The organism is Kitasatospora sp. NPDC059462, from assembly GCF_042749955.1.
Lineage (GTDB): Bacteria > Actinomycetota > Actinomycetes > Streptomycetales > Streptomycetaceae > Kitasatospora.
This window is the reverse complement of record NZ_JBHYUU010000374.1, coordinates 1-2,553: the sequence shown is the minus strand read 5'-3', so window position 1 is coordinate 2,553 and position 2,553 is coordinate 1. Positions and strand designations below refer to the sequence as shown.

At 79.8% G+C, this 2,553-nt stretch carries 1 protein-coding gene; it reads right to left on the bottom strand.

Features of this window, described 5'->3' with window-relative positions; translation table 11 throughout:
- Positions 1-2,553: SDR family NAD(P)-dependent oxidoreductase (locus ACFXAM_RS38520; RefSeq protein ID WP_380298570.1), on the bottom strand; the 2,553-nt coding region annotated here is incomplete at both ends.

The window sequence follows — 2,553 nt, the reverse complement described above, 5'->3', positions numbered from 1 at the left end:
GGGTGCGCGGACCAGGCCGCGCAGCGGGGCCGGCAGCGGACCGTCGGCGGCGCGGGCCCGCAGGGCGGCCGGGTCGATCCGGGCGGCCACCAGCAGCGGGGCGGGGTCGGCGAGCGCCGCGTCGAGCAGGTCCAGGGCGGCCGGGGTCTCCAGCGGCGGCAGACCGCTGCGGCCCCAGCGGCGCAGCACCTCGGGGTCCAGCGCACCGGCCATGCCGTCCTGGTCGGCCCAGAGCGACCAGGCCAGCGAGAGGGCGGGCAGGCCGGCCGCCCGGCGGTGCTGGGCGAGTGCGTCCAGGAAGGTGTTGGCGGCCGCGTAGCCGCCCTGGCCGGCGGTGCCGGTGACACCGGAGACGGAGGAGAAGAGCACGAAGGCGGCCAGGTCGAGGCCGGCGGTGAGCTCGTGCAGGTGCCAGGCCGCGTCCGCCTTGGGGCGCAGCACCCGGGTGATCCGGTCGCCGTCGAGTCCGGCGAGGGTGGCGTCGTCCACGATTCCGGCGAGGTGGAAGACGGCGCTCAGCGGCCGGTCGGCGGGCAGCTCGGCGAGCAGTCCGGCCAGCGCGGCCCGGTCGCCGGTGTCGGCCGCGCCGAAGGCCACCTCGGCGCCCTGCTCGGCCAGTTCGCGGGCCAGTTCGGCCGCGCCGGGGGCGGCCGGCCCGCTGCGGCTGACCAGCAGCAGCCGCCGGACGCCGTGCCGGGCGACCAGGTGGCGGGCGAGCAGGGTGCCGAGCCCGCCGGTGCCGCCGGTGATCAGGACGGTGCCCCGGCCGAGGTCCGGTGCGGCGCCGTCCGCGGCACGCAGCGGCGCGGGCTGGAGCAGGGGCTGGAGCACCGCGTCGGCGCGCAGGGCGAGTTGGGGCAGGCCGGTGGCGAGTGCGGCCGGGAGCGCGGCGGCGGAGGCCGGGTCGTCGTCCAGGTCGGCGAGCTGGAAGCGGTCGGGCTGCTCGCTCTGGGCGCTGCGCAGCAGGCCCCAGACGGCGGCGGCGGCCGGGTCGGGCGCGGCGTCGTCGGCCGTGGCGGTGACGGCGCGGCGGGTCACGACGGCGAGCCGGGTGTCGGCCAGCCGTTCGTCGTCGAGCCAGTGCCGGGCGAGTCGCAGCGCCTCGCGGGTGAGCTCGTGGGCCGCTCCGGGCAGGCCGGTGCCGGACGGCGGCAGGACGGCGAGCACGGTGTCGGGCGCGGGCTGCCCCGCGTCGAGCGCGGCGCGCAGCGCGTCCAGGTCCGGGACGGCCGGCAGCTCGGGCAGGCCCTGCGGCGGGGGGCCGAGCAGCAGGGTCCGGCCGGGGGCGGGGTCGCCTCCGGCGGGCACCGGCCGCCAGTCGAGGTGGTGCAGGGCCGCGCGCGCGTCGGCCGGGGCGGGCCGGGCGGCGGGCGCCGCCGTGCGCAGGGCGAGCGTTCCGACGGACAGCACGGGACGGCCCTCGGCGTCGAAGGCCTCCAGCGCGGTGCCCTCGGCGGCCGGGGTCCAGCGGACCCGCAGCAGGTCCGCACCCTCGGCGTGCAGCCGGACGGCGCCGAAGGAGAACGGCAGCGGAAGGCCCTCCGCCCCGCTCTCGGCTTCGGCGGTCCGGGCGTCGACCAGCGGGTGCAGTGCGGCGTCCAGCAGCGCGGGGTGGATGCCGAACTCGGCGGCATCACCGGCCTGTCCGTCGCCCAGCGCGAGTTCGGCGAACAGCTCCGGGCCGCGCCGCCAGGCCGCGCGCACGCCCTGGAAGGCGGTGCCGTACGCGTAGCCCCGGGCGAGCAGCCGGTCGTACAGCGCGTCCACGTCCAGTGGTTCGGCGTCGGCCGGGGGCCAGGCGACGGTCCCGGCGCCGGCGGCCGGGGCGGTCTCGGTGAGCAGGCCCTCGGCGTGCCTGGTCCAGCCCTCGGTGTCCTCCTGGCCGGGGCGCCCGGGGCGGGCGTGGATCGCCAGGGTCCGGCGGCCGTGCCCGTCCGGGGGGCCGACGGCGATCTGGAGCTGGACGGCGCCCTCGGCGGTCAGCGGCAGCGGTGCGTGCAGCGTCAGTTCCTCGACGCCGTCGGCGCCGACGCGTCCGGCGGCGGCGAGGGCGAGCTCCAGGAAGGCGGTGCCGGGCAGCAGCGGGGTGCCCAGGATGTCGTGGTCGGCGAGCCAGGGCAGGGCGGCCAGCGAGAGCCGGCCGGTGAGCAGCAGTCCGCCGTCCTCGGCGAGTCCGACGGCGGCCGCGAGCAGCGGGTGCCCGGCCTCGGCCAGCCCGAGGGCGGCGGCGTCGGCGGCCGGCCGGGGCGCCGACCAGTAGGCGGTGTGCTGGAAGGCGTAGGTGGGCAGGTCCAGCCGGACCGCCGGGCCGGGCAGCAGCGGGCGCAGCGCCTCGCCGGGGGCGCCGGCGGTGTGCAGCCGGGCGAGCGCGGTGGCCAGGGTGCGGACCTCCGGCTGGTTCCGGCGGGCGAGCGGTACGACGGCGGGGCCGGCGTTCTCGTCCAGTGCCTCCCGGACGAGCGGGGTGAGGACGGCGTCGGGTCCGAGTTCGAGGTAGCGGGTGACGCCCTGCTCGTGGAGGGTGCGGACCACGTCGTGGAAGCGCACGGCCGA